The 24216-nt window shown below is 61.3% G+C and carries 27 protein-coding genes; 7 read left to right on the forward strand and 20 right to left on the reverse strand.

Annotated features, from left to right (window positions below; translation table 11 throughout):
- Positions 1–7: 7 nt before the first annotated feature.
- Both bamE and CLU90_RS09830 read left to right on the forward strand, forming a co-directional pair.
- Complete coding sequence (bamE, locus tag CLU90_RS09825; RefSeq protein WP_092710100.1) at positions 8–505, forward strand: outer membrane protein assembly factor BamE domain-containing protein; 498 nt, start codon at positions 8–10, stop codon at positions 503–505.
- A 77-nt stretch (positions 506–582) separates the two neighbouring features.
- Positions 583–2676, forward strand: a complete 2094-nt coding sequence (locus tag CLU90_RS09830; RefSeq protein ID WP_198511188.1) for an Ig-like domain-containing protein — start codon at positions 583–585, stop codon at positions 2674–2676.
- A 39-nt stretch (positions 2677–2715) separates the two neighbouring features.
- On the opposite strand, the gene CLU90_RS09835 is transcribed toward CLU90_RS09830, so the two are convergent.
- The 9 genes from CLU90_RS09835 to CLU90_RS09875 all read right to left on the reverse strand — a co-directional run bounded on the left by CLU90_RS09835 (position 2716) and on the right by CLU90_RS09875 (position 12449).
- Positions 2716–4260 (reverse strand): 2-isopropylmalate synthase, encoded by a 1545-nt coding sequence (locus tag CLU90_RS09835; RefSeq protein WP_100427793.1) that lies wholly within the window; start codon positions 4258–4260, stop codon positions 2716–2718.
- 48 nt (positions 4261–4308) lie between these two features.
- Positions 4309–5160 carry a CDP-diacylglycerol--serine O-phosphatidyltransferase gene (gene pssA, locus CLU90_RS09840; RefSeq protein WP_086136413.1) on the reverse strand — a complete coding sequence of 284 codons (852 nt, stop codon included), beginning with the start codon at positions 5158–5160 and terminating at the stop codon, positions 4309–4311.
- 154 nt (positions 5161–5314) lie between these two features.
- Positions 5315–6070 carry an SIMPL domain-containing protein gene (locus CLU90_RS09845; protein ID WP_092710111.1) on the reverse strand — a complete coding sequence of 252 codons (756 nt, stop codon included), beginning with the start codon at positions 6068–6070 and terminating at the stop codon, positions 5315–5317.
- 101 nt (positions 6071–6171) lie between these two features.
- Positions 6172–6927 carry an SIMPL domain-containing protein gene (locus CLU90_RS09850; RefSeq protein WP_092710114.1) on the reverse strand — a complete coding sequence of 252 codons (756 nt, stop codon included), beginning with the start codon at positions 6925–6927 and terminating at the stop codon, positions 6172–6174.
- Positions 6928–7133: 206 nt separating this feature from the next.
- Positions 7134–8372 carry an MFS transporter gene (locus CLU90_RS09855; RefSeq protein ID WP_092710117.1) on the reverse strand — a complete coding sequence of 413 codons (1239 nt, stop codon included), beginning with the start codon at positions 8370–8372 and terminating at the stop codon, positions 7134–7136.
- 205 nt (positions 8373–8577) lie between these two features.
- Positions 8578–9027, reverse strand: a complete 450-nt coding sequence (locus tag CLU90_RS09860; protein ID WP_157808785.1) for a hypothetical protein — start codon at positions 9025–9027, stop codon at positions 8578–8580.
- Between the two features lie 84 nt (positions 9028–9111).
- Positions 9112–10128: a ketol-acid reductoisomerase gene (gene ilvC, locus CLU90_RS09865; RefSeq protein WP_034750044.1), complete on the reverse strand. Its 1017-nt coding sequence runs from the start codon at positions 10126–10128 to the stop codon at positions 9112–9114.
- 75 nt (positions 10129–10203) lie between these two features.
- Positions 10204–10695, reverse strand: a complete 492-nt coding sequence (gene ilvN / locus CLU90_RS09870; protein ID WP_010399754.1) for an acetolactate synthase small subunit — start codon at positions 10693–10695, stop codon at positions 10204–10206.
- A gap of 2 nt (positions 10696–10697) precedes the next feature.
- A complete protein-coding gene (locus tag CLU90_RS09875) occupies positions 10698–12449 on the reverse strand; it encodes an acetolactate synthase 3 catalytic subunit (RefSeq protein WP_082127698.1) in 1752 nt (583 codons plus the stop codon).
- Between the two features lie 495 nt (positions 12450–12944).
- On the opposite strand from CLU90_RS09875, the gene CLU90_RS09880 reads away from it, so the two are divergent.
- The 5 genes from CLU90_RS09880 (at position 12945) to CLU90_RS09900 (ending at position 15695) form a co-directional block, all read left to right on the forward strand.
- Positions 12945–13514, forward strand: a complete 570-nt coding sequence (locus CLU90_RS09880; RefSeq protein ID WP_034779551.1) for an RNA polymerase sigma factor — start codon at positions 12945–12947, stop codon at positions 13512–13514.
- Positions 13511–13915 (forward strand): DUF3619 family protein, encoded by a 405-nt coding sequence (locus tag CLU90_RS09885; protein WP_092710123.1) that lies wholly within the window; start codon positions 13511–13513, stop codon positions 13913–13915. Before CLU90_RS09880 ends, CLU90_RS09885 begins: the two co-directional genes overlap by 4 nt.
- Before the next feature lie 2 nt (positions 13916–13917).
- Entirely contained in the window at positions 13918–14679 is a 762-nt protein-coding gene (locus CLU90_RS09890) for a DUF3106 domain-containing protein (protein WP_092710126.1), read from the forward strand.
- Positions 14669–15202, forward strand: a complete 534-nt coding sequence (locus CLU90_RS09895; protein ID WP_100427794.1) for an RDD family protein — start codon at positions 14669–14671, stop codon at positions 15200–15202. The genes CLU90_RS09890 and CLU90_RS09895 overlap by 11 nt, the downstream gene beginning before the upstream one ends.
- Before the next feature lie 64 nt (positions 15203–15266).
- Positions 15267–15695 (forward strand): group III truncated hemoglobin, encoded by a 429-nt coding sequence (locus CLU90_RS09900; protein WP_100427795.1) that lies wholly within the window; start codon positions 15267–15269, stop codon positions 15693–15695.
- Here CLU90_RS09900 and CLU90_RS09905 read toward each other — a convergent pair.
- The 11 genes from CLU90_RS09905 to CLU90_RS09955 form a co-directional block, all read right to left on the reverse strand.
- Complete coding sequence (locus CLU90_RS09905; protein ID WP_100427796.1) at positions 15692–16450, reverse strand: rRNA pseudouridine synthase; 759 nt, start codon at positions 16448–16450, stop codon at positions 15692–15694. The two genes, CLU90_RS09900 and CLU90_RS09905, sit on opposite strands and share 4 nt — an antisense overlap.
- A gap of 178 nt (positions 16451–16628) precedes the next feature.
- Entirely contained in the window at positions 16629–17546 is a 918-nt protein-coding gene (locus CLU90_RS09910; RefSeq protein ID WP_100427797.1) for a class I SAM-dependent methyltransferase, read from the reverse strand.
- Positions 17533–17727, reverse strand: a complete 195-nt coding sequence (iscX, locus tag CLU90_RS09915) for a Fe-S cluster assembly protein IscX (RefSeq protein WP_034750067.1) — start codon at positions 17725–17727, stop codon at positions 17533–17535. The genes CLU90_RS09910 and iscX overlap by 14 nt, the downstream gene beginning before the upstream one ends.
- 1 nt (position 17728) lies before the next feature.
- Complete coding sequence (gene fdx / locus CLU90_RS09920; RefSeq protein ID WP_034750070.1) at positions 17729–18070, reverse strand: ISC system 2Fe-2S type ferredoxin; 342 nt, start codon at positions 18068–18070, stop codon at positions 17729–17731.
- A gap of 61 nt (positions 18071–18131) precedes the next feature.
- The gene (hscA, locus tag CLU90_RS09925) at positions 18132–20018 is read right to left on the reverse strand and encodes a Fe-S protein assembly chaperone HscA (protein ID WP_092710138.1); all 1887 of its coding nucleotides are present in this window, start codon (positions 20016–20018) and stop codon (positions 18132–18134) included.
- Positions 20019–20126: 108 nt separating this feature from the next.
- A complete protein-coding gene (gene hscB, locus CLU90_RS09930; RefSeq protein WP_100427798.1) occupies positions 20127–20642 on the reverse strand; it encodes a Fe-S protein assembly co-chaperone HscB in 516 nt (171 codons plus the stop codon).
- Positions 20643–20708: 66 nt separating this feature from the next.
- Positions 20709–21029: an iron-sulfur cluster assembly protein IscA gene (iscA, locus tag CLU90_RS09935; protein ID WP_034750079.1), complete on the reverse strand. Its 321-nt coding sequence runs from the start codon at positions 21027–21029 to the stop codon at positions 20709–20711.
- Between the two features lie 51 nt (positions 21030–21080).
- Entirely contained in the window at positions 21081–21470 is a 390-nt protein-coding gene (gene iscU / locus CLU90_RS09940; protein WP_034779562.1) for a Fe-S cluster assembly scaffold IscU, read from the reverse strand.
- 53 nt (positions 21471–21523) lie between these two features.
- Positions 21524–22780, reverse strand: a complete 1257-nt coding sequence (locus CLU90_RS09945; RefSeq protein ID WP_046683833.1) for an IscS subfamily cysteine desulfurase — start codon at positions 22778–22780, stop codon at positions 21524–21526.
- 40 nt (positions 22781–22820) lie between these two features.
- Positions 22821–23297, reverse strand: a complete 477-nt coding sequence (iscR, locus tag CLU90_RS09950; RefSeq protein ID WP_100427799.1) for a Fe-S cluster assembly transcriptional regulator IscR — start codon at positions 23295–23297, stop codon at positions 22821–22823.
- A 349-nt stretch (positions 23298–23646) separates the two neighbouring features.
- On the reverse strand, positions 23647–24198 hold the full coding sequence (locus tag CLU90_RS09955) for an NADAR family protein (RefSeq protein WP_092710143.1): 552 nt from the start codon (positions 24196–24198) through the stop codon (positions 23647–23649).
- Positions 24199–24216: the final 18 nt, after the last annotated feature.

Raw genomic sequence — 24216 nt, forward strand, 5'->3', positions numbered from 1 at the left:
GTCAAGCATGAAAAAATTGCTCAAATCAGCAACACCGCTGCTGTTTGCCGCGCTGGCCGGCTGCGCCAGCTGGAACGCCCCGCCGCCCCAGCCGGGCGAACCGCGCGCCGCCGTGGAAGCGCGCCTGGGCCGTCCGACGAATATCTACCAGCTTCCCACGGGAGCGGAACTCGAATACGCGACGGGACCGTACGGCCAGTACACCTACATGGCCCGTTTCGGCCCCGACGACAGGTTGATTTCCTACGAGCAAGTGCTCGACACGCCAGGCTTTGCCCGCATCAAGGTGGGCGTGTCGACCCAGCAAGACGTGCTGCACACCCTGGGCCGCCCGACGGAAACATCGTATCTGCCGCTGCCGAAACTGCACGTCTGGTCCTACCGCTACAAGGAATCGGGCGTGTGGGACTCCATGATGCACGTGCACTTCGACCACGACGGCATCGTGCGCATGATGATGAACGGGCCCGATCCGGACAAGGAGGAGCGGCGCTTCTTCTGGTAACAAAGGGGCATCACTTGTGTGCTCGTGACAATGTGTGAGTTTTTGCACGGCATTAGCCTGTAAAGTCAGGCGAAAAAATGGCCAAACTGACATGCTTGGCCGCTCGCCCACCACCAGCAAGGAAGCAGATGCCCCAACACCCGCACAAAGTCCATCGGTTCAGTCGTTTCTCTTGCCCCGCCATCCCCGCAATCCTGGTATTGACCTCCATGCTGAGCGCATGCGGCGGTGGCGGCGGCAGTGGCAGCAACACCGCACCCGTCACGCCACCCGTGACACCACCACCGACAAGCAGCGCGGATACGCCGCTTTTGCTGACCGCAATCAATGCCGACTCGGCACCCACACTTGCACTGGCCTACGGCGCCACGCCATTGGCCGTGGCGCAAATGGCGGTCGACTGGACAACACGCATCAATACCAGCACTACCGCCTCCCGGACCTGCGGCAACGGCGGCAGTCAGAGTGCCACCTTCATTGATGCGGACGGCAATGGCCGCGTCAGCGCTGGCGACAAGCTGAGCGTGACGTATGCAAACTGCCGCGTCAAGGAACTCGACGGCGTGCTCGACGGCACCATGAACATCGCCTTCACGGCACCGGTGGCACAGCAGCAAATGGCCGGCGTCATCAGCTTCATGCCAGGTTTCGGCGACCGTACGGAAACGCCACGCCAGGATATCATTGGCAGCGTACGCTTCGACTACACCAGTGGAGTCCTCTCCAGGCTGCTGCATGTTTACTCCGACACGCAGCCGTTCGTCATGGCATTTTCCGATGCCACCACCAGCAAGAAAGACACCATTACAGGGCTCGATGTGCAGCATGAATTGCGGCTCGATACCGCGCGCACGGCCACCAGCATCCGCCTCCACCTGGCAAGCAACCTTCTGGGAGGCAGCCTCGATGTCACTACGCGCGCTCCACTGAGCTCGTGGTTCGACAGCTATCCCGATGCGGGCGAACTGCTGCTGAGCGGCGCAAACAACAGCAGGGCCAGCCTGCGCGTCAATGCAAACAATCGCAATCAGTTGGATTCACTGCTTGGCGACACGGTGATCCGCGCGCAGGATAGCCTGGATGTGGGACTTCTCTGGAGCAGCGGCAACTGGCTTCCAGGCAATAAAGCCAATCTGGACTATTACGAAATCAAACCTGTCCTGGCTACCGATTTCAAGCTGCTGGTGTCGCCGGACGTCAGCGCCATGACACCGAGCGGGAGCTTGTCGTGGGCTTATTCCCGGCCGCTCGACACCACCTCTGTGACCGACGCCCTTTTTCAAGGGAAAAGCGCCGATGCTGGCACCATAGAAGCGAAAATCAGCTACAACGGCGCCATCATTACCGTCACGCCATTGAGCCAACTCAAGGCAGGCGCCATCTATGAGGTGAGCCTCAACGCGAAGACGAATGCACTCGTGCGCGATACGGCCGGCAATGCCTTGTTCACCCCAAGGGTGACCGTGAACGTGGTCCAAAGCATACACGCCGCCATCGGCACCGGCGGCATGGCGCCCTTGTTGCTGGGCCCAGCGGGAACGCTGACGCTGGACGCCGGCGCTTCGTCGGCCAACGGAGCCCCCGTCAGCGGCACGCGCTGGCGGCAGGTGTCGGGGCCGGCCTTGACGATGGACAATCCCAACGCCGCCCGCGTCACGCTCTCGAGCGCGACGCCATCAAGGGGTGTCGCGGTGATGGCGCTCGATGCAACGAATGCCGCAGGCGAAACGGACAGCCGGCAGATCAGCATAGACGTGCTGAGCGACCTTTCCCAAGCCTTGGCCTACAGTTCACGCACCGGCAACGGCGAGTTTGAGATCGACAGCACGGCCCGCACCGAGTTCGCACCGAACACGCTCTACGTGGCCAATACAAACGCCTTGCAGTTGCTGTCCCCTACGCGCATCAACGTCTTCCTGCTCGCCATTCCTGGTCTCACCTGGCAGCCGGGGCTGACATTCACTTACGGCGCAGGCAACACCAGCGGCGCCCAGGGCACGGCCAAGGTGGGCTGCTTCGGCGTGAATACAGGCACGGTCCGCGTACTCGATTTCGCGCTTGATGGCGATGGCAAGCTGGCGCGCGCCGCCATTGATTATGACGACAACTGCAACGGCATCGTCACGCAGGCATCGATCCGCTACCGCAGCGACATGCCTGTGCGCAAGTAAGCCGGCGCACGGGCAGGAGGCGCCGCGGGCACGGCGCATCTACGGCTGCGGGTCGATACGCTCATCTTTCGCATGCAGTTTATTGAGCGCCGACAGATACGCCTTGGCCGACGCGACGATGATGTCGGGATCGGCGCCTACGCCGTTGACGATGCGACCGTCGCGCGACAATCGCATCGTCACTTCGCCCTGCGACTGCGTGCCCGTGCTGATGGCATTGACGGAGAACAGGACCAGCTCCGCGCCGCTGGCGGCCGCGCTTTCGATGGCGTTGACGGTGGCGTCGACGGGGCCGTCGCCCTGCCCTTCGCAGCTGCGCTGCTCTCCGCCGACGAGAAACTCCACGCGCGCATGCGGCACGGCGCCCGTCGTCGACTGCTGCGTCAGCGCAACAAAACGGTAGTGCTCACTCTCCTGCGCCTGCTGCTCCTCGCTGACGAGGGCCATGATGTCTTCGTCGAAAATCTCGGATTTCCGGTCGGCCAGCTCCTTGAAGCGCAGGAAGGCCGCGTTGACTTCCACTTCCGACTCCAGAGAAATACCCAGCTCCTGCAGCCGCTGCTTGAAGGCATTGCGCCCCGACAGTTTGCCCAGGACGATCTTGTTGGCCGTCCAGCCCACGTCTTCGGCGCGCATGATTTCATACGTCTCGCGCGCCTTCAAAATGCCGTCCTGGTGGATGCCGGACGCGTGCGCAAAGGCGTTCGCGCCGACGACGGCCTTGTTCGGCTGCACGGCAAAGCCCGTGATCTGCGACACCATTTTCGACGCCGCCACGATCTGCGTCGTGTCGATGCCCACCGTCAGGTTGTAATAGGCGGCGCGCGTGCGCAGCGCCATCACCACTTCTTCCAGCGCCGTGTTGCCGGCCCGCTCGCCCAGGCCATTGACCGTGCATTCGATCTGCCGCGCGCCGCCTATCATGACGCCCGCCAGCGAATTGGCCACAGCCAGGCCCAGGTCGTTATGGCAATGCACGGACCAGATGGCGTTGTCGGAATTCGGTATGCGTTCGCGCAAGCGCTTGATGGTATTGCCGAAGATTTCGGGCACGGCATAACCGACCGTGTCGGGGAAGTTGATGGTGGTGGCGCCCTCGGCGATCACGCCCTCGAGCACGCGGCACAAAAAATCCTCGTCGGAGCGGCTGCCGTCTTCGGGGCTGAATTCGATGTCGTCCGTGAACTGGCGCGCAAAGCGCACGGCGTTCTGCGCCTGCAGCAAGACTTCTTCGGGCGTCATGCGCAGCTTCATCTGCATGTGCAGGGGCGAGGTGGCGATGAAAGTGTGGATGCGCTTGCGCTCGGCCGGGGCCAGGGCTTCGGCGGCGCGGGCGATGTCGCGGTCGTTGGCGCGCGACAGCGAGCAGATGGTGGATTCGCGCACGGCCCCGGCAATCGCGCGTATCGACTCGAAGTCGCCTTGCGATGCGGCGGCGAAGCCCGCTTCGATCACGTCGACCTTCATGCGCTCGAGCTGCTTGGCGATGCGCAGCTTTTCCTCGCGCGTCATGGACGCGCCCGGCGATTGCTCGCCGTCGCGCAAGGTGGTGTCAAAAATGATGAGTCGGTTGCTGGTGTTCATGGCTGCTCCTGGCTGGCTGAAGACTGGCGACGCTACCGACTCAGCGCATCAATGCTCGGGGTCGGTCTGGATAATGCTGACGGGCTTGCCCTTCGCCATGCGCCAGAAAAACACGGCGTAGCCGGACAGGCCATAGGCGACGAAAATCGGGAACAGCACTTTCGGCGGGTCGATGGAAATGAGCGCGAAGAACAGTGCCAGCAGGAAGACCACGATGAAGGGCACGGACTTGCGGAAATTCACATCCTTGAAACTGTAGAACGGCACGTTGGTGACCATGGTCAGGCCGGAGAACAGGGCGATCGTCCACGACACCCAGGCCAGCTGGTTGCCGGCAAATTCCAGGTCGTTCATGAGCAGGATGAAGCCGGCCACCATGGCCGCCGCCGCCGGGCTGGGCAAGCCCTGGAAGAAGCGTTTGTCGACCACGGCGATGTTCGTGTTGAAGCGGGCCAGGCGCAGGGCGGCGCCGGCGCAGTAGACGAAGGCGGCCAGCCAGCCCAGCTTGCCCATGCCGCGCAGCGACCATTCATAGATCACCAGCGCCGGCGCGGCGCCGAACGAGACCATGTCGGACAAGCTGTCGTACTGGGCGCCGAATTCGCTCTGCGTATTCGTCAGGCGGGCGATGCGGCCATCGAGGCCGTCGAGGATCATGGCGATGAAGATGGCCCAGGCCGCGTGTTCAAATTTCTGGTTCATGGCCATGACGATGGCGTAGAAGCCGCAAAACAGGGCTGCCGTCGTGAAGGCGTTCGGCAACAGGTAGATGCCGCGGCGGCGCAAGGTTTTCTTGCCAGTGCCATCGGTCACCGGCTGGCGCACGAATTTGCTGAAGCGGGACGCTTTGGATGCTGCGGGAGTGCCGTTCTTGCCTCTACGACGGGGGAAGTTTGCCATGTTGTTCCATATTTGTGTACTGCGGGAATCGGTGCCAGATGGCGGGCGCATGACTGTCACCGCATGCGCCCGCCGATATTGTCATTATAGAGGAGCCACCGCCAAAGAAAAGCGTGGCGGCGTCAAGCTGGCAATATTGACGCCGATTCAAGCATTATTTGAACTTGACCTTGGCCACCAGGCCCATGTTCAGGGTCGTTTCGCCCGGTTCAAAACTCGGTTCGGCCACCTGGCTGCCGCCATACGCCATCGCATCGGCGCTCATGTTGCGCGCGCCGGCCACGTTGACGCGCTGCGCATAATTGCCCGAGCCTTCGAAATCGATGGTGTCGATCACGGCGTCACCGACATTGCGGCCCATGGCGCCGGCGATGGCTGCCACGCGCTCGTTGAGGTTCTTGTAGGCGGCCGCGATGCGCTGGTCGTCGAGCTTGCGGATGGTGGCGGGCGCCAGGCCGAAATTCAGGCGATTCAGGGTCAGCACGCCTTGCGCCGCGGACACGGTCTTCGGCAAGGCGGCCAGGTTGGTCGTCGTTACCTGCAGATACTGGCCCACTCGCCAGCCGGTCGGCACTCTGGGCTTGGCGGCCACGCCCGGTGGCAGCGGTGCCGTTTCCGGGTAGACGGCATACGTGTAATAGCCCTGGGTTTTCAGCACGGCTTGCGGATCGGCTTTCTTGACGATGGCCGCGCCCTGGTTCATCTTCTGGTTCACGCGCGATGCGGCAGCGGCCTTGTCCTTGTCCTGCTCTTCGACGGCCAGGGTGACGGTCACCTGGTCGTTCGCATGCACCACTTCGCCGTTGGCGGGCACGACCACGAGGGTGCCGGAAGTGGGCAAGGCCTGGGCGTGAGCGCCCAGGGCAACGGTAGCGGCGGCTGCGGCCAGCAGTGATTTCATGACGATCATGGAGTTCTCCTGAAAAATATGGGGGCAAAAACGACCATGGGGCCAACAGCCCCATGATTTTTAAAACAGTCTAACGCGGAAGTATTTCCACGCTAATCAGCTTACTTGAACTTCACCTTGCCGACGACACGCATGTCGAGAGTCGTTTCGCCCGGTTCGAAGCTCGGTTCGGCAACGGTGCTGTCTTCGGCCATCTTGGCGCTGCGCATCATCATCGGTGCGGCGGCGGGACGGCTTTCCGTGGCGTAGTTGCCCGAACCTTCGAAGTCCACCGTATCGAGCACGGCGTCGGAGACGTTGCGGCCCATGGCCTTGGCGATGGCGGCCACGCGCTCGTTCAGGTTTTTGTACGTGGCGGCGATGCGCTGGTCATCGAGCAAACGGACGGTTTCCGGCTTCAGGCCGAAATTCAAACCGTTCAGGGTCAGCACGCCTTGCGCCGCCGACACGGTTTTTGGCAGGGACGCCAGATTGGCCGTCGTCACTTCCAGATACTGGCCGACGCGCCACGCCGTTGGCAGACGCGGCTTGGCAACGGCGCCAGCCGGCAGCGGACGCTCTTCCGGATACACGGGATAGGTGTAGTAGCCGTACGATTTCAATGCTGCCGACGGGTCGGCCTGCTTGACGATGGCGATACCCTTGTTCATCTTCTGGTTGACACGCGACGCGGCCGCGGCTTTGTCCTTGTCCTGTTCTTCGACGGCCAGGGTAGCGACCACCTGGTCATTGACATGCTTGACTTCGCCAAACGCGGGTACGACCACCAGGGTGCCGTTGGTCGGCAAGGATTGAGCTTGCGCGCTCAGGGCAACGGTGGCTGCGGCGGCAACAAGGACGGATTTCATCACGGTCATGGGGGTACTCCTAGGTAGTTAATATGGCTGACAGCCAGCGAAGGGAGCAGTTTTGCCGCCCCTTTCACTTGAGAAACTTGTCAAACTGTGTAGATTCTAACGCCTCATTCATTCCCGTGGCGCAAATTAACAAATCGTCACAAAATGCGCCAGCCAGTCACATCTGGTCACATTTCAACACAGTGTCATCATAAATAACAATGTTATCAGTGGCTGGCCACCGCACCGCCACTGCGCCGGCCCGGCTTGAAACTGTGGCGGTGCGCGCGCCAGGCGATGGTCAAGGCCACCAGCAGCAAGGCCAGCATGGCCCAGGGGAACGATGCCGCGCCATAGCCGTCGAGCAGCAGGCCGCCCGCCAGGCCGCCGCCCGCGATGGCCACGTTCCAGATGGTTGCCACCATGGCCTGCGCCACGTCCATGCCGTCGCCGGCCGCGTCCGCCGACGCCGTCTGCAGCAAGGTGCCGGCGCCGCCAAAGGTGACGCCCCAGATGGCCATGCTCACATAGATGACGATGGCCGAGTCCATCGCCAGGCCCAGCGCGATCACCACGATGGCAAAGGCGGCGATGCAGCCCAGCACGAGCTTGCGCAGCCAGCGGTCGATCAGCTGGCTGACCAGCCAGATGCCGGCCAGCGAGCCCACGCCATACACGAGCAGCACCAGGTCGACGCGGGGACGCAAGCCGGACGGCGCGAGGAATGGCGCGATGTAGGTATACAGAATGTTATGCGCCAGCATCCAGGCGACGATCACGGCAAGAATCGGCCGCACGCCCGGCGTCATGAATACCTGGCGGATCGACAGGCGCTCGCCATTCTTTTGCCCCGGATAATCGGGCACGGCCAGCAGCACCCACGCGACCAGCACGACTGCCAGGCCCGACATGATGCCGAAGATGCTGCGCCAGCCCAGCACGCCCCCCATCAGGGTGCCCAGCGGCACGCCCAAGGACAGGGCCAGCGGCGTGCCGATCATGGCAATGGCCATCGCCCTGCCCTGCTGTTCGACACGCACCATGCGGCGCGCGTAGCCGGCCATCAAGCCCCAGGCCAGCCCGGCGGCCATGCCCGTGACGAAGCGCGAAACCAGGGCAACGATATAGTTGGGCGCCAGGGCCGTCGCCGTATTGAAGATCAAGAAGCCGGTAATGGCCAGCAACAAGACATTGCGCCGGCGCCAGCCGCTCGTCAGGGCCGTCAGGGGAATGGCCGTCAGGATGGAGCCGATGGCGTAGACGGTCACCAGCTGGCCCGTCATGACTTCGGAAATACCGAGGTCGCGGGCAATCTGCGGCAGCAAGCCGGCGGGCAAGGTTTCCGACAGGAGAGCGAGAAACGCCGTCATGGCCAGGGCCAGCAAGGCCAATACGGGAAGGCGTTCGGAAACGGGGGGTTCGGCAGTGCCCGGCATGGGTACTGCGGCGGTAGTGCGGTCGGTCATAGGGGTCCTTCAGATTGCGCAAGCGGCTGGTGAACCAGCGCCTGGCGTGCTACGAAAGCGGTGATGCGCGTTGCGGTCGGCAGATACCGAAACAGATGCAGTCAAGTATGAAACTGCAAAGGAAGGGCGGGATTATATAGGAATATAAAAAGACAGGAGGCGGGCGAAAAACGTGCGGGCGAAAGCAGCCGTGCTCAAGCTGGCGTCATGCAGGCGTCATGCAGGCGTCATTGGCCGCCTTGCGTGGCGAAAACCAGGCATTCGATTTCGGACTGTACAGGAAGGCGCAGATGACGGCGAACATGAGCGCGCCAGGCAAGACGTCCATCTTCAGCGGCAAGGTCGCCAGGCAGAATGCAATGTCGATCCCGCCCCACACCAGATACGCCGTGCGCGCGCCGCGCTGCCTTTGCAGCATGGCCACCGCTGCCACCAGGTTAATGCCCATGCTAAACATCAAAATCGCGTATTGCACTTCGGCGGGAATCACGCTGTGCCCCATTCCAGCCAGCATGGCGGGATCGTTGCGGCCGAGGTAGGACGACACCAGCGCTGACAGCGAGCCGATGACCAGAAACCAGCAGCTGATGGTCACCAGGAAGGGGCGCTTGACCACATGAAGGTTGCCGACAAAAACTTTGGAAAAAACAAGCATGAGGCTGGCGGTATTGTTGAATGACCTTGATTGTAATAAAAAAAAGCCGGCTTGCGCCGGCTTCTTGTGAAGAACGATAACTACTTAGTTCTTCGACTGGTCAACCATCTTGTTCTTGGCGATCCAAGGCATCATGGCGCGCAGTTTCGCGCCCACTTCTTCGATCTGGTGCTCGGACGTCAAACGGCGGCGCGAGATCAGGGTCGGTGCACCTGCCTTGTTTTCCAGGATGAAGCTCTTTGCGTATTCGCCCGTTTGGATGTCTTTCAGGCATTGACGCATCGCATCCTTGGTGGCCGACGTCACGACTTTAGGACCGGTCACGTATTCGCCATATTCGGCGTTGTTCGAGATCGAGTAATTCATGTTGGCGATGCCGCCTTCATAGATCAGGTCGACGATCAGCTTCAGTTCGTGCAAGCACTCGAAGTACGCCATTTCAGGCGCGTAGCCCGCTTCCGTCAGGGTTTCGAAGCCGGCCTTGATCAGTTCCACGGCGCCGCCGCACAGCACGGCTTGTTCGCCGAACAAGTCCGTTTCGGTTTCTTCACGGAAGTTCGTTTCGATGATGCCGGCACGGCCGCCGCCGTTGGCCGAAGCGTACGACAGGGCGATATCGCGGGCGATGCCCGATTTGTCCTGGTACACGGCGATCAGGTGGGGCACGCCGCCACCCTGGGTGTAGGTGGCGCGCACGGTGTGGCCCGGGGCTTTCGGCGCGACCATGATCACGTCCAGGTCGGCGCGTGGCACGACTTGGCCGTAATGCACGTTGAAGCCGTGAGCAAAGGCCAGCACGGCGCCTTGCTTGGCGAACGGCGCGATGTTTTCGTTGTAGACCTGAGCGATGTTTTCATCTGGCAGCAAGATCATGATGACGTCGGCCGCTTTCACGGCGTCGTTGACTTCCGCCACTTTCAGGCCGGCTTGCTCGACCTTGGTCCACGAAGCGCCGCCCTTGCGCAGGCCGACGGTGACGTTGACGCCCGAATCGTTCAGGTTTTGTGCGTGTGCATGGCCTTGCGAACCGTAGCCGATGATGGCAACGTTTTTGCCTTTGATCAAGGAGAGGTCAGCGTCTTTGTCGTAAAAAACTTTCATGGTATTTCCTATATATTTGATGATGCGTTGTTGTTTTAAATGCGGCGCCAGGGCCGCGTAGTGCTGCTTATATTTTTATACTTTGAGGATGCGTTCGCCGCGGCCGATGCCGGAACCGCCCGTGCGGACGGTTTCCAGGATGGCGGCACGGTCGATCGAATCGATGAACGCGTCGAGCTTGACCTTGTTGCCGGTCAGTTCGATCGTGTACGTCTTTTCGGTGACATCGATGATGCGGCCACGGAAGATATCGGCGGTGCGCTTCATTTCCTCGCGCTCCTTGCCCACGGCCCGAACCTTGATCAGCATCAACTCGCGTTCGATATGCTGGCCTTCGGTCAAGTCCACCACCTTCACCACCTCGATGAGGCGGTTCAAGTGCTTGGTGATCTGCTCGATGATGTCGTCCGAACCGCTGGTGACGATGGTCATGCGCGACAGGGTCGAGTCTTCCGTCGGCGCCACCGTCAATGTTTCGATGTTGTAGCCGCGTGCCGAGAACAGGCCCACCACGCGCGACAGGGCGCCCGCTTCGTTTTCCAGCAAGACAGAAATAATATGGCGCATGATTAGAGATCCTCCGAACCGAGCATCATTTCGGACAGGCCCTTGCCGGCTTTCACCATTGGCCACACGTTTTCGGACTGGTCGGTAATGAAGTTCATGAATACCAGCCTGTCTTTCATGCCAAACGCCTCTTTCAGGGCGCCGTCGACGTCGCCCGGTTTTTCAATTTTCATGCCCACGTGGCCATACGCTTCGGCCAGCTTCTCGAAGTCGGGCAGCGAATCCATGTACGACTCGGAATAGCGCGAACCGTAATCGATTTCCTGCCACTGGCGCACCATGCCGAGGAAACGGTTGTTGAGCATGATGATCTTCGGCGTCAGGTGATACTGCTTGCACGTCGCCAATTCCTGGATGCACATCTGGATCGACCCTTCGCCCGTGATGCAGGCAACGGTGGCGTCCGGATTGGCCATCTGCACGCCCATGGCGTACGGCAAGCCCACCCCCATGGTGCCCAGGCCGCCGGAATTGATCCAGCGGCGTGGCTTGTCGAAGCCATAGTATTGCGCGGCCCACATCTGGTGCTGGCCCACGTCGGACGTGATGAAGGCGTCGCCCTTGGTGATCTGGAAGACTTTTTCCACCACGGATTGCGGCTTGATGACCAGGTCGGAGGTCGGGTATTTCAGGCATTCGCGGCCACGCCATTCGGCGATCTGCTTCCACCAGTTGCTCAGGGCATTGACGTTCGGCTTGGCTTCGGCCGCGTCCAGTTGCGCGAGGAACTCGATCAGCACGTCCTTGACGTTGCCGACGATGGGGATATCGACCTTGACGCGTTTGGAAATCGACGATGGATCGATGTCCACGTGGATGATCTTGCGCGGATGCGAGGCGAAATGTTTCGGGTTGCCGATCACGCGGTCATCGAAACGGGCGCCGATGGCGATCAGCACGTCGCAGTTCTGCATCGCCATGTTCGCTTCATAGGTGCCGTGCATGCCGGGCATGCCGACATACTGCTCGCTCGAGGCGCGGTAGCCGCCCAGGCCCATCAAGGTGTTGGTGCACGGGAAACCCAGGCGGTCGACCAGCTTGTTCAGCTCGGGAGCCGCATGCGCGAGGATCACGCCGCCGCCCGTGTAGATCATCGGGCGTTCGGCTTGCAGCAACAGCTGCACGGCCTTGCGGATCTGGCCCGAGTGGCCCTTGTCGACGGGACGGTAGGAACGCATCTCGACTTCCTTCGGATAGTCGAAGTTGCATTTGTGCATGCTGATATCCTTGGGGATATCGACCAGCACGGGTCCCGGACGGCCGGTACGGGCGATGAAGAAGGCTTTCTTGATCGTCGCTGCCAGGTCCTTGACGTCCTTGACGAGGAAGTTGTGCTTGACGACGGGGCGCGTGATGCCGACCGTGTCGCATTCCTGGAACGCATCCTGGCCGATGGCGTGGCTCGGCACCTGGCCGGAAATCACGACCATGGGAATCGAGTCCATGTACGCGGTCGACAGGCCCGTGACGGCATTCGTGACGCCCGGACCGGACGTGACGATGGCAACACCGACTTTGTTCGAGCTGCGCGAATAGGCATCGGCGGCGTGGATCGCGGCCTGCTCGTGGCGTACCAGGATATGCTGGAATTTGTTTTGCTGGAAGATGGCGTCGTAGATGTAGAGTACGGCTCCGCCCGGATATCCAAAGACGTGCTCGACGCCCTCTTCAGCCAGACAGCGCACGACAATTTCTGCGCCCGTGATCGGTCCTGTTGTGGAACCTGTTGCAGGTCCCTTTGCTTCGGTATTCATGAAACATTCCTTTCAAGGTCCATTGGAGATTGATCGGATGTTCTTTCCTGACGAAGTTCGCTGTGCGCGACAGTGCTCCTGCTTCCCTTTTCATGCGGTCACGCAATTTCTTTGGGCACCCATAGATACCTTACAAAACCACGCTTAACGCAACTCGTTTGGCTGGAGTTTCTGTGGCGCCTGTACGAACCGCTCGCGCTTGTGGCGCGGGTTAGAACAAACTGCCTACAAATGAAAGCGCGTCTTGTCGCGGATGGCCTTGTGTGCCGGTCGCGACCTGACCATAGGGCTTTGGGGTGTTCAAAGCGTCCCATACGTTATCGCGTTGCACCATTGTGGTCAAGGAAAATGTCAGCCAAAAGGCCATTTTGCTCGCACGCCGTGCAAAAAGCCTGCGGAAACGCACATTTTTTGCTAGCATGCACGGGGTTGCAAAAAGCATACCCGCCCCATTTCGCCCACCGCACCCCGCAGCCGCTAAGATCCCCATACCGCATGGCAACAGACAAAGAATTATCCGACTTTCTAGAAAATGTCGAGCGGCGCGCTTTCAAGCAGGCCGCCTACGCGGTCCGCAAGGAAGAATCGGCACTCGACATCGTGCAGGATGCCATGATCAAGCTGGCAGAGAAATACGGCGACAAGCCGGCCGCCGAGCTGCCGATGTTGTTCCAGCGTATCTTGCAGAACACCATACTCGATTATTTCCGCCGCGAAAAAGTTCGCAACACCTGGGTCAGCCTGTTTTCCGGCATGAAGCCCTCGGGCGACGAGCATGAAGATTTTGATATACTTGATACTTATGAATCGGAACAGGGCTCCAGCGCCGCCGAATCGTCGGCCGACCAGGTCGAACGCGCGCAAATCCTTGATTTGATTGATGCAGAGGTACAAAAACTGCCCTCACGTCAACGCGAAGCCTTCCTCATGCGTTATTGGCAGGACATGGATGTGGCTGAAACAGCGGAAGCGATGGGTTGCTCCGAAGGTAGCGTGAAAACACATTGCTCCAGAGCTACCCACACGCTCGCCGAATCGCTGAAAGCCAAGGGAATAAAATTATGAACACCGACGATCTCAATTTCGCTTACAAAGTGCGCCATGCACTGAACGAAAAACTCGACGACCTGCCCGCATCGGCCACCGATCGCCTGGCAGCGGCACGCAAGCTGGCCCTGTCGCGCAAGAAGGCGGACGCGCCTGCCGCCGTCGCCGTGCGCAAGGACGTGTTCGCAGGCATCGCCAGCAACCTGTTCGTCGAGCCGCTGTCGTGGCTGGGCCGCATGAGCGTCATCATCCCTCTGCTGCTGCTCGTTGGCGGCCTGGTGGGCATCTATCAGTTTGAGCAGGAACAACATATTGCCGAACTGGCAGAAATCGACGCGGCTGTGCTGTCGGACGAGTTGCCGCTGTCTGCGTACATGGACCATGGCTTCAACGCCTACCTGACGAAACGCGAGCAATAAGCATGGCACGCTCGAGCGTACGCAAAGGCTGGCTGGCTGGCGGCATCGGCCTGGGCGCCTGCGCCCTGGCGGGCGCCGCCTGGGTAGGTGCGCAGCAACATGCCGCTCCCGCCGCTCCTCCCGTGGCAGCCGCGCCCGTGGCGGCGCCTGCCCCTGCCCCGGCAGTCAAGCCCGGCTCGCCCCGCACGGGCGGCAAGGGTGGCACGCCGAAGGCCAGCGACAACCCGTCCTGGAACAAGCTGTCGCGCGCGCAGCAGGAAGCCCTGCAGCCGCTGGCAAGCGAATGGAACAAGCTGGAACCCTTGCGCAAGCAGAAATGGCTCGATATCGCCAGCCGTTTCGCCTCCATGACGCCCGACGAACAAACCCGCGTGCATGAACGCATGCGCGAATGGGTCAAGCTGACGCCGGAACAGCGCCGCCTCGTGCGCGAAAACTATACGCGCACGAAGAAGATTGATCCGGGTCAAAAAACGGCGCAATGGGAGCAATACCAGCAATTGCCGGAAGATCAAAAGAAAAAGCTGGCGACGGAACTCGTGCCGAAAAAACCGCTGGGTAAAGTGCCCGCAATCAATTCCAACACGAGCAAGCCGCCCGTGATCGTGCCTCCCGCCACGCCGGCGGCGCCTGCCGCCGCGCCTGTCATGCCGCCTGCCCCCGCAGCGGCGACCGTGCCGGCCAGCGATCCTGCGGCGGCCCCGGCCGCCGTGCCCGTCACGCCACCTGCCACGCCCGCCCCACTGCCAACCAATGCCAAATAGCACGCCTGCCGCCAGCATCACCCATCCCACCATCAAGCGCCGCCTGATTTCCATGGTGTACGAGTCGCTGCTGGCCCTGGCCGTGCTGTTTTTACCCTTCCTCGTGTTTGAACTGATCGTGCAAGGCGCGCATACGCCGTTGACGGAACACATGCGCCAATGCCTGGCCTTCCTCGTCATGGGCGCGTATTTCATCCATCAATGGAGCCGCGAAGGGCAAACCCTGGCCATGAAGACGTGGCGCTTGCAACTGGTGCTGCCAGGCCACGCCCACGTGCCGCTGCGCGTGGCCGCGTACCGCTACGTCCTGTCATGGATGTGGCTGCTGCCGGCGCTGCTGGTGTCGTATCTGCTGGACTTGCGGCACTGGACGGCCCTGGGCGCCATCGGCGTGGGCATCCTGGCCTGGTCATGCACGGCCCTGTTCACGGGCAATGGACAATTCCTGCACGACAAGCTGGTGGGCACGCAGGTCGTGCAATTGCCAGCCCCTGCCAAGAAGCCGAAGAAAGTCGCCGCCTGAGTTTTTTAAGCGGCTTGACCTGGGTCATTGAAGCGCCAAGGGGGCTCTGCGATCATGGCATGCCATGAAGAATACCGCCCCCCTCCCCCACACACGCTTCGCCCCCTACCGCGAGGAAGTCTGCAGCGAAGACGAAGTCAAGCATCTCGTCCACACCTTTTATGCGGCTGCGCGCGACGACGCCATGCTGGGCCCCATCTTTGCCGCCGAGGTCAAGGATTGGAATGCTCACCTGGCAACATTGATCGATTTCTGGTCAGGCTTGCTGCGCGGCACCATGCGCTACCACGGCAAGCCGCTGGCCCAGCACGCGCAAATGGAAAACCTCACGCCCTGCATGTTCCGCCGCTGGCTGACCCTGTTCTTTGCCACGACGGAAAGCATGGGCAATGCAGCCCTGCAAGAGAAGGCCGACACCATCGCCTTGAATATCGCCGAGCGGCTATGGAAAAGCTTTGCGGAAAGCCATTCCATCACGGCGCCGCAGCTTTAGAAGCGTTCGTAGCCTTGCAGATAGCGCCACTGGCCCGACGGCATGGCGCCCATCGGGATGCGGCCGATGCGCAGGCGCTTCATGCCGACCACGTCCAGCCCCACCATCTTGCACATGTGGGCGATCTGGCCCGGCTGCACGTTTTTCAGGGCAAAGCGCAAGCGCGTTTCATTCTGCCAGCTGACCTTGATCGGCGGCAAAGGCTTGCCATTGAAGGGCAAGCCGTGATTGAGCAGCGCCAGGCCGTTTTCCATGATGTCGCCCGACACTTCCACGATGAATTCCTGCTCCACCGTTTTCGCTTCGTCGACCAGCTTGCGGGCCACGCGGAAATCCTGCGTGAACACGAGCAGGCCGGACGCCATGGTGTCGAGCGGATTGGTGATGGTCAGACCGATCAGGTGGCGCTTGAGGAAGCGCGTGACGGAGCTGGGCGCCACATTGTCCGGCGTGAAAATCTCTTCGGGACGCAAGCAGCTGAGCGCCGGCTTGCCTTCGCTGCCGATACCGCCATTGATGCCAGCCGGCTTGTGCAGCAGGATCGTCACGGGCGGCATCTCGTCCAGGGTCGCGTTCGGCAACAGCACCACTTCCTGGTTGTCCGCCACGCGCGCGCCCGACTCTTCCACCAGCACGCCATCGACCGTCACCCAGCCGCCCTCGATATACAGCTCGGCCTCGCGGCGCGAACAGGGCACGTCTTCAGACAGGCGTTTGGCCAGGCGGACGGTGGGCATTTCGATTGGTGTGGTCATGGGAAGGCGCAAAAAGCAAGGGAGGAGAAAGCCGGTATTGTAACCGACCCGCTCCTCCCCTCTTGTTGCCGTTGTTGCTGATTGCCCGGTGGTTGTCGGATTACGCGCTTGCGCGCTAATCCGACCTACGTGGCGCATCAGGTAGCTTGGATTAGCGGCTTGCCGCGTAATCCAGCAATCAGGCTGTCGCCTTGGCCAATTCCTCGGCAAAGAAACGGTGCCCCATCTCCTCCAGGCCCAGGGTCTGCAACACTTCCTGCAGGCGCTCCGTCGGGCGCTGGCGCGGCAGGTTCTTGTAGCTGGCGATGATCAGTTCATTCTTCATCGAATGCTCCCAGCCCACCAGTTCCGTCACGCTGACCTGGTAGCCATGCGCTTCCAACTGCAGGCAGCGCAGCACGTTGGTGATCTGGCTGCCGAACTCGCGCGTGTGCAGCGGATGGCGCCACAGTTCCGTCAAGACGTTCTTGCCCAGGCTCTTGCCCTTGTTCTTCTTCAGCACGGACGCCACTTCCGCCTGGCAGCACGGCACAAGCACCATGAATTTCGCCTTTTTCTTCAGGGCGAAGTGGATCGCGTCATCGGTGGCCGTGTTGCACGCGTGCAATGCCGTGACGATGTCGATCTGCTGCGGCAATAAATTCGATTCCGTCGATTCGGCCACGGACAGCGGCAGGAACGACATGCCGGGGAACTTGAATTTCTTCGCCAGTTCCTGCGAGCGCTGCACCAGTTCTTCGCGCGTCTCGATGCCGTAGATGTGCGAACCGTCGTTGCCATTCTTGAAGAACAGGTCGTACAGGATGAAGCCGAGATACGACTTGCCGGCGCCGTGGTCGACCAGCGAGACGGCGGGATGGTCGAGCTGCACTTCGCGCAGCAGCGGCTCGATAAACTGCGTCAGGTGGTACACCTGCTTGAGCTTGCGGCGGCTGTCCTGGTTCATCTTGCCGTCGCGCGTCAGGATGTGCAATTCCTGCAGCAAGGCGACCGACTGGCCATCCTTGATCTCGGGCATGTTGCTGGCGGCCGTGATGACGTCTTTCGGCGCAGCGGGTACATTTGCGGCTGGCGCCGCGCCCTTAGCGCGCTTCATCGATCCACGCCATCTGTATCGCTTCGAGCACTTTTTCGCCGCCGCGCGTGTGGTCATCGTCGAAACCGTCCAGTTCCACCACCCAGTTATGCAGGTCGGTGAAACGCACGGTCAGGGGATCGATGTCCGGATGCGTATCGAACAAGGCTTCGGCGATCGCGGTGATGTCGGACCATTTCATGTTAGTGACTGCCTTCGCTGACCTGGTTGATCGTGTATTTCGGGATTTCGACGACGAGGTCGGCCTCGGCCACGATGGACTGGCACGACAGGCGCGACACGGCTTCCAGGCCCCAGGCCTTGTCCAGCATGTCTTCTTCCAGTTCCGTTGCTTCGTTCAAGGATTCGATGCCTTCGCGAACCAGCACGTGGCAGGTGGTGCAGGCGCACGATTTTTCGCAGGCGTGCTCGATGTCGATGTCGTTTTCCAGCAGGATGTCGCAGATGGACTTGCCGGCAGGTGCTTCGATGACGGCGCCGTCCGGGCAAAGCTTGGCGTGCGGCAGGATAACGATTTGTGGCATGGTTTCTTCTTTCAGTCTGTCATTCGGAGCGCGGCCGCAGCTTCGGCGGCGCGCTGTTCAATTAGTCTTGTACGACCTGGTCCAGCGATTTGCCGGTCAAGGCAGTGCGCACGCTGCGGTCCATGCGGCGCGAAGCGAAATCCTCGGTGCCGTCGGCGAGCTGCTCGATCGCCAGCTTCAAGGCCTGGTGGTCGATGGCGCCGCTCTGCGATTGCGCGATGGCGTCGCGCACCCGCTGCATCAAGCCATCCACCGCCACGCGTTCGGCCTCGTCGAGCAAGCCGCCGTCTTCATCGAGCGCCGACTGCGTGGCCAGCAGGATGCGCTCCGCTTCCACCTGCTCTTCACGCAGCGCGCGCGCCACCATGTCGACGTCGGCCGAGGTGTACGAGTCTTGCAGCATGCGGGCGATGTCGTCGTCACCCAGGCCATACGCCGGCTTGACGCTGATCGACGCTTCCACGCCCGAGCGCAATTCGCGCGCCGAGACGGACAGCAAGCCGTCCGCATCGACCTGGTAGGTGATGCGGATGCGCGCGGCGCCCGCCACCATCGGCGGAATGCCGCGCAGCTCGAAGCGCGCCAAGGAACGACAGTCGCTCACCAGTTCGCGCTCGCCCTGCAGCACATGCACGGCCAGGGCCGTCTGGCCATCTTTGAAGGTCGTGAATTCCTGCGCACGCGCGCACGGGATCGTCGAGTTACGGGGGATGATTTTCTCCACCAGGCCGCCCATGGTTTCGATGCCCAGGGAGAGCGGGATCACGTCCAGCAGCAGCCAGTCGTCGCCGGCGGCGCGGTTACCGGCCAGCAAGTTCGCCTGGATGGCGGCGCCCAGCGCCACCACTTTATCCGGGTCGATATTCGCGTGCGGCGTCGTGTGGAAGAATTCGCTGACGGCGCGCTGCACGTGCGGCATGCGCGTGGCGCCGCCCACCATCACCACGCCGTCGACGTCGTCCGCATCCACGTTCGCGTCGCGCAAGGCCTTCTTGATGGCGTTCATGGTCTTGGCGACCAAATGCTGCGTCATGGCGGCAAAGTCGGCAGCTGTAACGCGCAGGTGGATCTCTTCGCCCGAGTTCAGCTTGGCGTCGATCGTCGTTTCCGGCTTGGTCGACAGCAGCTCCTTGATCTCGCGCGCTTTCACCATCAGGATGGCCGTGTCTTCGTCCGACAGGGGCGCCAGCTTGGCGTGTTCGCTGATCCAGCAGAACAGGCGGCGGTCGAAATCGTCGCCGCCGAGGGCCGAATCGCCGCCCGTGGACAGCACTTCGAAGACGCCCTTGCTCAGTTTCAGGATCGAGATGTCGAAGGTGCCGCCGCCGAGGTCATACACGGCGTACACGCCTTCGGACGCGTTGTCGAGGCCATACGCGATGGCGGCGGCCGTCGGCTCGCTCAAGAGGCGCAGCACGTTGATACCGGCCAGCTGCGCCGCATCTTTTGTTGCCTGGCGCTGCGCGTCGTCAAAATAGGCGGGCACGGTGATCACGGCGCCGACCAGGTCGTCACCGAGCGAATCTTCCGCGCGCTGGCGCAGGGTGGCGAGAATTTGCGCCGACACTTCGACGGGACTTTTCACGCCGGCCACGGTTTTCAGCTGCACCATGCCAGGCGTATCCTGGAAGTCGTAGGGCAGGTTTTCCGCGTAGGCGATGTCGGCCAGGCCGCGGCCCATGAAGCGTTTCACGGAGACGATGGTGTTCTTCGGGTCGGTGGTCTGCGCGGACAGGGCCTTGTAGCCGATGTTTGCATGGCCATTCGGCAAGTAGCGCACGACGGACGGCAGCAGGGAGTGCCCTTCCTCGTCGTTGAGCACCTCGGGAATGCTGTTGCGGACGGTCGCGACCAGGGAATTGGTGGTGCCCAGATCGATGCCGACGGCCAGGCGGTGCTGGTGCGGCGCGGTCGACATGCCTGGTTCGGAGATTTGCAGAAGTGCCATTGTATTCGTGCCTCGATTAATTTTTTGCGTGGTGCGGTTGATGCCTGTCGCGCATTATAAGACGCGCGCCAGACTGGCGCTTGGCACGCCGGTCAAGCTATCCGGAGATCAGACTTCGATCGCCTCATAGGCAAAACGGACTTCCTCGCCGAATTTGTCGAGGAACATCAGGGCGCGCACGCTTTGCGCGGCATTCACATAGTCGGCCGCGTCGAGCTGGGCCGCCACCTGGGCCAGCAAGGCCTTGCGTTCGCCGCGCAGCTGGCGGTCCAGGGCGTCGAGCGCGTCGGCATCCTTGCCGGCACGCGCGTCGCCCAGTTCTTCGCGCCACTCCATCTGCTGCATCAGGAAGCTGACGGGCATGGCCGTGTTCGACTCCGTCTGCAGGTCGACACTATTGAGTTCGCACAGGTATTGCGCGCGTTTTTGCGGGCTTTTCAGTGTTTGGTAGGCTTCATTGGCGCGCGTGGCCCATTGCATCGCCACGCGCTTTTCAGCACTGCTGGCGTTGATGAAGCGGTCCGGGTGGACCTTGCCCTGCACGTCGCGGTAGGCCGCGTCGAGCGCGCTCATGTCGAGCGAGAACTGCGCCGGCAACTGGAATAATTCGAAGTGGTTTTGCATAATGGTCAGTGGTCGCTGTACCTCAATCGATGGGTACAGCGCACCGACCGGGGTCTTGCCAGCTGTTTAAATCCTGAAGGACTCGCCGCAGCCGCAGGCGTCTTTTTCGTTCGGATTGTGGAACTTGAAGCCTTCGTTCAAGCCTTCGCGCGCGAAATCGAGTTCCGTGCCGTCGATGTAAGGCAAGCTTTTCGGGTCGACGAAGACTTTCACGCCGTGCGATTCGAAGACGCTGTCTTCGGCCGCCGCTTCATCGACATATTCGAGCTTGTAAGCCAGGCCCGAGCAGCCCGTGGTCCGCACGCCGAAGCGCAAACCCATGCCCTTGCCGCGCCGTTCGATATAACGGTTGATGTGTTTCGCCGCTTTTTCGGTCAGTGTGATCATGTATTTCTCCGTAACTGCCCCGGCCTTGCGGCTGGGGCGGGCTACCAACGTTTAAGCTGCTGCCGGGTGACGGGTCTGGTAATCCAGTACCGCCGCCTTGATGGCGTCTTCCGCCAGGATGGAGCAGTGGATCTTCACTGGCGGCAGAGCCAGTTCTTCGGCGATCTGCGTGTTCTTGATGGCCAGCGCCTGGTCCAGGGTCTTGCCCTTGACCCATTCCGTTACCAGCGAGCTCGACGCGATGGCCGAACCGCAGCCGTAGGTCTTGAACTTCGCATCTTCGATCAGGCCATCGGCGCCGACCTTGATCTGCAGTTTCATCACGTCGCCGCAGGCGGGCGCGCCGACCATGCCGGTGCCGATGGTTTCATCACCCTTGTCGAAAGCGCCCACGTTGCGCGGGTTTTCGTAATGATCGAGTACTTTGTCCGAGTAAGCCATTTTGATGCTCCTTTAATATTCTTGCCGGCCCCGTCAAGGGGCCACGGTGTTGGTTAGTGGGCCGCCCATTGAATCGAATTAATGTCGATTCCATCCTTGAACATGTCCCACAGCGGCGACAGTTCGCGCAGCTTGTGTACTTTCGATTTCAGCAGGTTGACGGCGAAGTCGATGTCTTCCTCGGTCGAGAAGCGGCCGATGGTGAAGCGGATCGAGCTGTGCGCCAGTTCGTCGCTGCGGCCCAGGGCGCGCAGCACGTACGATGGTTCCAGGCTGGCCGAGGTGCAGGCCGAACCGGACGACACGGCGATATCCTTGATCGCCATGATCAGCGACTCGCCTTCGACGTAGTTGAAGCTCACGTTCAGGTTGTGCGGCACGCGGTGATCCATGTCGCCGTTGATGTAGACTTCTTCGATCTCCTGCAAGCCCTTGGCCAGGCGGTCGCGCAAGGCCTTGATACGGCCGATTTCGCTGTCCATTTCTTCCTTGGCGATACGGAACGCTTCGCCCATGCCGACGATCTGGTGCGTCGGCAGGGTGCCCGAGCGCAGGCCGCGCTCATGGCCGCCACCGTGCATCTGCGCTTCCAGGCGCACGCGCGGCTTGCGGCACACGTACAGGGCGCCCACGCCTTTCGGGCCGTAGGTCTTGTGCGCCGTGAAGGTCATCAGGTCGACCTTGGTCTTTTGCAGGTCGATGACGACCTTGCCCGTCGCTTGCGCGGCGTCGCAATGGAAGATGATGCCTTTCGAGCGGCAGAATACGCCGATCTCGTCGATCGGCTGGATCACGCCGATTTCGTTATTCACCAGCATGACCGACACGAGGATGGTGTCCGGGCGCACGGCCGCGGCCAGCTGCTCGACGGTGATGAGGCCGTTGTCTTGCGGTTCCAGATACGTCGCTTCAAAGCCGATGCGTTCCAGTTCGCGCACGGTGTCGAGTACCGATTTGTGCTCGGTCTTGACGGTAATGATGTGCTTGCCCTTGGTCTTGTAGAACTGCGCCGCGCCCTTGATGGCCAGGTTGTTGCTTTCCGTCGCGCCGGAGGTCCAGATGATTTCGCGCGGATCGGCGTTCACCAGGGCCGCCACGTAGCCGCGCGCCTCTTCCACGGCTTTTTCCGCCGTCCAGCCATACATGTGGCTGCGCGATGCCGGATTGCCGAACTGCTCGCGCAGGTAGGGAATCATCTTGTCGGCGACGCGGGGATCGATCGGCGTGGTGGCCGAGTAATCCATGTAGATCGGGAAATGCGGTGCGGTTTCAAAGTGCACTTGGCCTACGTTTTTTTCTGGGGCGTTCATCAATAACTCCTGCAATCAGCAACTTAGTATTTTGTAATATTCAACCGATGGCGGCCTGGTTACGATGCATCACCATCACGCTTTGTTCGGCATTCTTTTGTCTCTGCTGGTCGACCAGGTCCTGCAAGGACACAGAATCCAGATAATCGACCATTTTTTCATTGAGTGTGGACCACAATTCATGCGTCATGCAGCGCGCGCCCGTGGTCGCGTCGGCGCCGTGGCAATGTTCCTTGCCGCCGCACTGCGTGGCGTCCAGCGGTTCGTCGACGGCGATGATGATGTCGGCCACCGTCACCTTGTCCGCGCGGCGCGCCAGGCTGTAGCCGCCGCCGGGGCCGCGGATCGACTCGACGATCTCATGGCGGCGCAGCTTGCCGAACAGCTGTTCCAGGTAGGACAGGGAAATCGACTGGCGCTGGCTGATGCCGGACAGAGTGACCGGACCTTTACCCTGGCGCAGGGCAAGATCGATCATCGCTGTCACGGCAAAACGGCCTTTTGTAGTCAGACGCATACATCCTCGGTTCAACTGGTTTAAAATATTGCGGTTTTTCAACTTCTCAAACCCTGAGTAGTTGAATGATTTAGTCAAGTATAACAAATTCGGCGGGGTTTGTCAGAGCGCCCCTCGATGACCACAGGGCTGGCAGGGGCTTAACAGGCCACGCGTGAGATGGCGGCCTCAAGAAAACAACAATCAAACAACAATAGGACAATCGCCGGCTTCACGGCACCTGACAAAACCGTCGCGAGCGGAAGGGAGAGGTGGCCGAGAAGCGCAACCGTACTGAGTACGGGGGCGCCGAGCCGGTGAGCATCGCAGGCTACCTATACCGACGCGCAGCAGGTTTGGTCAGGCGCTATCACCCTCGTAAGGCGCTGCGTACTTTCATCAGTTCAAAACCGAGCAAGTTCAAGCCGTCCCAGCTGGCGGGGTCCAGAATGCGCGGATTGTCCGACGCCAGGCCCACGCCCCAGATGCGGTCGACGGGACTGGCTTCGACGATGACGCGCTCGCCCGTGCCCAGCAGAAACTTGCGCAGCGCCGCCTTTTGCGAGAACTTGGCAAAGTTGCCATCGAAGACGATGCCGGCGCGCGCCGCTTCCCACACTTTGGCGTCGAAGTTCGCCACTTCGCGTCCCAGCTTTTTCACTTCCGACGGCCGCGCGGCCGCCACGATACGCGCCTGCACGGCCGTGTCGCCAAACAGGGCCGCCTTTTGCGCCATCATGTAGTGCTCGGCCGTCGCATACGTCACGCCGGCCAGGCTGAAGGGCGACGGGAACCACTGGCTGAAGCAGCTTTTATCGGGCACCTGCGGCTGGGCCGGCGTGTGGCCCCAGAAATACAGATAGTCGGGCACGCCGCCCGCCGCGATCCACGCCTTCAATTCTTCCACGTTACTGATTTGCATATTCCCCGCACTTCCGCC

The organism is Janthinobacterium sp. 67 (assembly GCF_002797895.1).
In the GTDB taxonomy this organism is placed as follows: Bacteria; Pseudomonadota; Gammaproteobacteria; order Burkholderiales; family Burkholderiaceae_D; genus Janthinobacterium.

What these genes read in the sequence shown, in the direction of transcription:
- bamE (WP_092710100.1), top strand. Translation starts at nt 8, where the DNA reads ATGAAAAAATTGCTCAAATCAGCAACACCGCTGCTGTTTGCCGCGCTG.
- CLU90_RS09830 (WP_198511188.1), top strand. Translation starts at nt 583, where the DNA reads ATGGCCAAACTGACATGCTTGGCCGCTCGCCCACCACCAGCAAGGAAG.
- CLU90_RS09835 (WP_100427793.1), bottom strand. Translation starts at nt 4,260, where the DNA reads ATGAACACCAGCAACCGACTCATCATTTTTGACACCACCTTGCGCGAC.
- pssA (WP_086136413.1), bottom strand. Translation starts at nt 5,160, where the DNA reads ATGGCAAACTTCCCCCGTCGTAGAGGCAAGAACGGCACTCCCGCAGCA.
- CLU90_RS09845 (WP_092710111.1), bottom strand. Translation starts at nt 6,070, where the DNA reads ATGATCGTCATGAAATCACTGCTGGCCGCAGCCGCCGCTACCGTTGCC.
- CLU90_RS09850 (WP_092710114.1), bottom strand. Translation starts at nt 6,927, where the DNA reads ATGACCGTGATGAAATCCGTCCTTGTTGCCGCCGCAGCCACCGTTGCC.
- CLU90_RS09855 (WP_092710117.1), bottom strand. Translation starts at nt 8,372, where the DNA reads ATGACCGACCGCACTACCGCCGCAGTACCCATGCCGGGCACTGCCGAA.
- CLU90_RS09860 (WP_157808785.1), bottom strand. Translation starts at nt 9,027, where the DNA reads ATGCTTGTTTTTTCCAAAGTTTTTGTCGGCAACCTTCATGTGGTCAAG.
- ilvC (WP_034750044.1), bottom strand. Translation starts at nt 10,128, where the DNA reads ATGAAAGTTTTTTACGACAAAGACGCTGACCTCTCCTTGATCAAAGGC.
- ilvN (WP_010399754.1), bottom strand. Translation starts at nt 10,695, where the DNA reads ATGCGCCATATTATTTCTGTCTTGCTGGAAAACGAAGCGGGCGCCCTG.
- CLU90_RS09875 (WP_082127698.1), bottom strand. Translation starts at nt 12,449, where the DNA reads ATGAATACCGAAGCAAAGGGACCTGCAACAGGTTCCACAACAGGACCG.
- CLU90_RS09880 (WP_034779551.1), top strand. Translation starts at nt 12,945, where the DNA reads ATGGCAACAGACAAAGAATTATCCGACTTTCTAGAAAATGTCGAGCGG.
- CLU90_RS09885 (WP_092710123.1), top strand. Translation starts at nt 13,511, where the DNA reads ATGAACACCGACGATCTCAATTTCGCTTACAAAGTGCGCCATGCACTG.
- CLU90_RS09890 (WP_092710126.1), top strand. Translation starts at nt 13,918, where the DNA reads ATGGCACGCTCGAGCGTACGCAAAGGCTGGCTGGCTGGCGGCATCGGC.
- CLU90_RS09895 (WP_100427794.1), top strand. Translation starts at nt 14,669, where the DNA reads ATGCCAAATAGCACGCCTGCCGCCAGCATCACCCATCCCACCATCAAG.
- CLU90_RS09900 (WP_100427795.1), top strand. Translation starts at nt 15,267, where the DNA reads ATGAAGAATACCGCCCCCCTCCCCCACACACGCTTCGCCCCCTACCGC.
- CLU90_RS09905 (WP_100427796.1), bottom strand. Translation starts at nt 16,450, where the DNA reads ATGACCACACCAATCGAAATGCCCACCGTCCGCCTGGCCAAACGCCTG.
- CLU90_RS09910 (WP_100427797.1), bottom strand. Translation starts at nt 17,546, where the DNA reads ATGAAGCGCGCTAAGGGCGCGGCGCCAGCCGCAAATGTACCCGCTGCG.
- iscX (WP_034750067.1), bottom strand. Translation starts at nt 17,727, where the DNA reads ATGAAATGGTCCGACATCACCGCGATCGCCGAAGCCTTGTTCGATACG.
- fdx (WP_034750070.1), bottom strand. Translation starts at nt 18,070, where the DNA reads ATGCCACAAATCGTTATCCTGCCGCACGCCAAGCTTTGCCCGGACGGC.
- hscA (WP_092710138.1), bottom strand. Translation starts at nt 20,018, where the DNA reads ATGGCACTTCTGCAAATCTCCGAACCAGGCATGTCGACCGCGCCGCAC.
- hscB (WP_100427798.1), bottom strand. Translation starts at nt 20,642, where the DNA reads ATGCAAAACCACTTCGAATTATTCCAGTTGCCGGCGCAGTTCTCGCTC.
- iscA (WP_034750079.1), bottom strand. Translation starts at nt 21,029, where the DNA reads ATGATCACACTGACCGAAAAAGCGGCGAAACACATCAACCGTTATATC.
- iscU (WP_034779562.1), bottom strand. Translation starts at nt 21,470, where the DNA reads ATGGCTTACTCGGACAAAGTACTCGATCATTACGAAAACCCGCGCAAC.
- CLU90_RS09945 (WP_046683833.1), bottom strand. Translation starts at nt 22,780, where the DNA reads ATGAACGCCCCAGAAAAAAACGTAGGCCAAGTGCACTTTGAAACCGCA.
- iscR (WP_100427799.1), bottom strand. Translation starts at nt 23,297, where the DNA reads ATGCGTCTGACTACAAAAGGCCGTTTTGCCGTGACAGCGATGATCGAT.
- CLU90_RS09955 (WP_092710143.1), bottom strand. Translation starts at nt 24,198, where the DNA reads ATGCAAATCAGTAACGTGGAAGAATTGAAGGCGTGGATCGCGGCGGGC.